This is a genomic window from Actinosynnema sp., assembly GCF_052038725.1.
Genome location: NZ_JBQGCX010001276.1, coordinates 1 through 3,398 on the forward strand (window position 1 = coordinate 1; position 3,398 = coordinate 3,398).

6 protein-coding genes are annotated in these 3,398 nt (G+C 74.1%); 3 read left to right on the plus strand and 3 right to left on the minus strand.

The window, feature by feature from the left end:
- The first annotated feature begins 63 nt into the window (after nt 1-63).
- Nucleotides 64-525, plus strand: coding sequence for a DUF6228 family protein (locus ACTUAL_RS26935; protein WP_440902207.1), 462 nt, complete (start codon nt 64-66; stop codon nt 523-525).
- Nucleotides 526-530: 5 nt separating this feature from the next.
- Here ACTUAL_RS26935 and ACTUAL_RS26940 read toward each other — a convergent pair whose 3' ends face one another.
- Together ACTUAL_RS26940 and ACTUAL_RS26945 are read right to left on the minus strand one after the other, a co-directional pair.
- Entirely contained in the window at nt 531-698 is a 168-nt protein-coding gene (locus ACTUAL_RS26940) for a DUF397 domain-containing protein (protein WP_096492474.1), read from the minus strand.
- Nucleotides 695-1,534 carry a helix-turn-helix domain-containing protein gene (locus ACTUAL_RS26945; protein ID WP_096492475.1) on the minus strand — a complete coding sequence of 280 codons (840 nt, stop codon included), beginning with the start codon at nt 1,532-1,534 and terminating at the stop codon, nt 695-697. The genes ACTUAL_RS26940 and ACTUAL_RS26945 overlap by 4 nt, the downstream gene beginning before the upstream one ends.
- Nucleotides 1,535-1,706: 172 nt before the next feature.
- Between ACTUAL_RS26945 and ACTUAL_RS26950 the strand changes: the two genes are divergently transcribed.
- On the plus strand, nt 1,707-2,168 hold the full coding sequence (locus ACTUAL_RS26950; RefSeq protein WP_440902208.1) for a hypothetical protein: 462 nt from the start codon (nt 1,707-1,709) through the stop codon (nt 2,166-2,168).
- A 63-nt stretch (nt 2,169-2,231) separates the two neighbouring features.
- Nucleotides 2,232-3,080 (plus strand): spermidine synthase, encoded by an 849-nt coding sequence (locus ACTUAL_RS26955; protein ID WP_096492477.1) that lies wholly within the window; start codon nt 2,232-2,234, stop codon nt 3,078-3,080.
- Between the two features lie 171 nt (nt 3,081-3,251).
- Here the strand turns inward: ACTUAL_RS26955 and ACTUAL_RS26960 are convergent, their stop codons facing one another.
- Nucleotides 3,252-3,389, minus strand: coding sequence for a sigma 54 modulation/S30EA ribosomal C-terminal domain-containing protein (locus tag ACTUAL_RS26960; RefSeq protein WP_440902209.1), 138 nt, complete (start codon nt 3,387-3,389; stop codon nt 3,252-3,254).
- Between the last annotated feature and the right edge of the window lie 9 nt (nt 3,390-3,398).

A 3,398-nucleotide genomic window follows, 5' to 3' on the forward strand; every position in this document is an offset into this window, starting at 1 on the left:
GGTGACGGGCGTGACGGACTTCGCCGACGCGGAGGACGCCGAGGCCGAGCACGAGGGGCACTAGTGGCGAGACCGGAGGACGGCGCGGGCGGAGAGGGCGGCGGGGGCGGCCCGGTCGGTCCCGTCGTGGACCTGGGCTCGGTGCTGCTGTGGAGCCCTGGGAACATCGACCCGGACTACCCGCTGCCCAAGGTCGCGGTGCGGCTGCGCGCGGACGGCATGGAGGCCCTGCTGCCGGAGACGGTGGCGCTGGGCCTGGACGGCACCGCCCTGCCGGACTTCCTGGCCGAGCTGGCCGAGTCGTTCCGGGGCTGGGTCGGGGTGCACGTCTGGGAGAGCCTGGACCACGACCTCGTGTTGACGGCCACCCACGACGGCCGCGGCGCCGTCTCCCTGCGCTGGGAGATCGCGCCCTGGTCCCTCTGGAAGGGGCACGCCTGGCGGGCCTCGGTGGAGGTGGACGTGGAACCGGGGGAGGCGATGCGCAAGCTCGCCGAGGACGTGCGGGAGGCGTTGGCGGTCTAGCGGGGTCAGCGGGCCCTGGCGGCGCGGAGGAAGTCGGCCCAGGCGGGCGCGGGGATGGTGAGCGCGCCCGCGCCGGGGTTCTTGCTGTCGCGGACGTGCGCGGCGGTCGCGGTCAGGGCGATCTCGACGCAGTTGCCGGTGGCCGTGCTGTGGCTGCTCTTGCGCCAGGTCATCCCAGCTCCTTGATCACGTCGTGGATGAGGTCCAGTGACTCCCTGGGCGACAGGGCCTGGCTCTGCGCGGAGGCGAACGCGTGCAGGTAGCTGCGGACGATGCCGCTGCGCTCGTGCACCGTCCAGGAGGTCACACCGTCAGCGTAGACGGCCTCGGGGTCGGTCTCGTCGGGCCACTGGATGATCACGAACGAGTCGCCCAGCGCGGCGTGCGCGTCGGCCGTGAACGGGACGACCTGCACCGTGACGTCGTGCTCGCGGACCGTTCGGGCGATGTGCTGGAGCTGCGCGCGCAGGACGGAGGGGCCGCCGACCTGCTGGCGGATGGCGGCCTCGCTGATCACGGCGGTCAGGCGCAGGTCCTCGCTGAGCTGCTTCTGGCGCTTCATCCGCAGCTCCAGGTACCGGTCGATGTCCGAGACCCGGATGTGCGGCGACCCTGCGGTGATGACGCGCTCGGCGTACTCGCGGGTCTGGAGCAGTCCGGGGATGACCTGGCCCTCGTAGGTGCGGATCCAGGACGCGTCGGCCTCCAGCTCGATCAGCATCTGCACGGCCTCGGACAGGATGTCGCCGTAGTCCTGCCACCAGCCGGGCTCGTCGGCCCTGCGGTGCAGCTCCTGGAGCTGGGCGATCGCCTCGGCCGGGATGTCGAGGATCTCCGCCGTGCGGGCCAGCAGGGCGGGGGAGACCTTCGTCTTCCCGGTCTCGATCTTCGACCAGGTGGCCTGGTGGATGCCGAGCCGGGCGGCCAGTTCGGTGCCGGACAGGTTGTTCTGCTGCCGGTGGTCGCCCAGGCGGGAGCCGAGGCGGCGGCTGCGCACGGTGGGGCGCACGGGGGTCCTCCGATCAGTCGCTCCTCATGATCTCGGCTCGTTCGGCTTATTCCGAGATCACCCGTTCGAGTCGGCTCGGGTGCTGACATCAAGCGCGGCATTATGCCTAGCATGGCTGCTGTGGCGTGGGGCACACCGCAGACCCCGCGCGGTGCGCGAACGGAGACGGCTGATGAGCGGGAACTCGGTGACCATCGACCTCAGCGCGGGCGGATCGGTCGGGTTGTGGGCGCGGCGGCACGCGGAGTCGGCCTGCCTGGTCCTGGAGACCGGCGGGGCGCGGTGCGAGGTCGACCTGGGGCGCGCGCAGGTGGAGGCGCTGCGCGACCAGCTCCCCGAGGTGCTGGCCGGGCTCGACCGGTGGGTGGCCGAGAACGACGGGTGCGAGCGCGGCGAGGACGCCGGGCGGCGGGCGGCACGCGTCGCGGACCGGGCGCTGGAGCTGGCGGCGGTCGCGCCCGACGAGGTCGCCGCGTCCCTCCGCGAGGCCGCCGCCGAGGCGAGCGCCAGGGCCGAGGCGGCGGACGCGGCCGTGCGCGCGCTGGAGAACGCGGCGCTCGCCGTTGACGAGGCGGTGGAGCGGCTCGACCGGGTGCTGGGCGAGGCGGAGGCGGCGCTGCCCCGTCGACCGTGACCGCGACCGGGACCGGGGCTGTTCCGGCCCGGCGCGGCCCGGCGGCGGTCTAGGGTGGCGCGCGTGGAACAGCGTCGGGGCGTCGAGCGGCAGGTCCGGTTCGGGACGGCGCAGCTCGCGCCCGCGCCCTACCGGGAGCGCGGGTGGCTGCTCATGGTCGATGGGGTGCTCCAGTCCTGCGTGGACCTGGACGACCCCCGCTACCTGCACCTGCCGTACACCCGCTGGGTGGCGCGCGTGCTCGACCTGCACTGGCCCGAGGGCGACCCGGTGTCCGCGCTCCAGGTCGGCGGCGGCGGGTTCACGATCTCCCGGTACCTCGCGCACGCCCGGCCCGGTTCCGCGCAGGAGGTCTACGAGCTGGACGGGCCGCTGGTCGAGCTGGTCCGGGAGCACCTGGCGCTGGACGCCGTCCCCGGCCTGCGGGTGCGGGTCGAGGACGGCGAGGCCGGGATCAGGGGCGCGGCGGACGGCAGCGCCGACGTGGTGGTCATGGACGTCGCGCGGGTCGGCACGATCGCGCTGAACCTGGCCGTCACGCCGTTCCTGCGCGAGATCGCCAGGGTGCTGCGACCCGGCGGGCTGTACCTGGGCAACATGTGGTCGGCGCCCGACCTGGGGCTCGCGCTGCGGGCCGTCGCGTCGCTGCGCGAGGTGTTCCCGCACGTGGCGCTGCTCGCCGAACCGGGGCTGCTGCTGGGGAAGAGGGCGGGCAACGCCGTCCTCGCCGCCTCCGGCCGCCCGCTCCCGCACGACGGCATCGCCGAGTGGGCGGAAGCCGGGGGGAACAAGGTGTTCTGCCTGTCGGCGGAGAAGCTGACCCGGTTCAAGGGCGCCGCGGAGCCGCTCGACGCGGACATCCCCGAGGACAGCATCACCCCGGTGCCGCGCTGGCGGACCGGGGTGAGCTGACCGGGGTGTCACGAGGCCGGCCGGGTGGGGCGGCGCTCGGGCGGGCATCTTTCACGTTAGGGCCCTGCGGAGCGCTGGTTCCGCAGGGAGTTCAGGGTGACCGGTTGGTGGTTCTCGCGCGGCTTCGCCCCGCGACCTGCGGAGCGCTGGTTCCGCAGGGAGTTCAGGGGGTCAGCCAGCCGCCAGCAACCCGTAGTCGCCGTCCCACCGCCGGTACAGCACGGCTCCCCGCCGGGTCCCGGCGGGCCGGAAGAACCGGAACGGCAGCTCGGTCTCGTCCAGGCGCCGCACCGCCTCCGCCTCGGTCAGCTCCGGCCC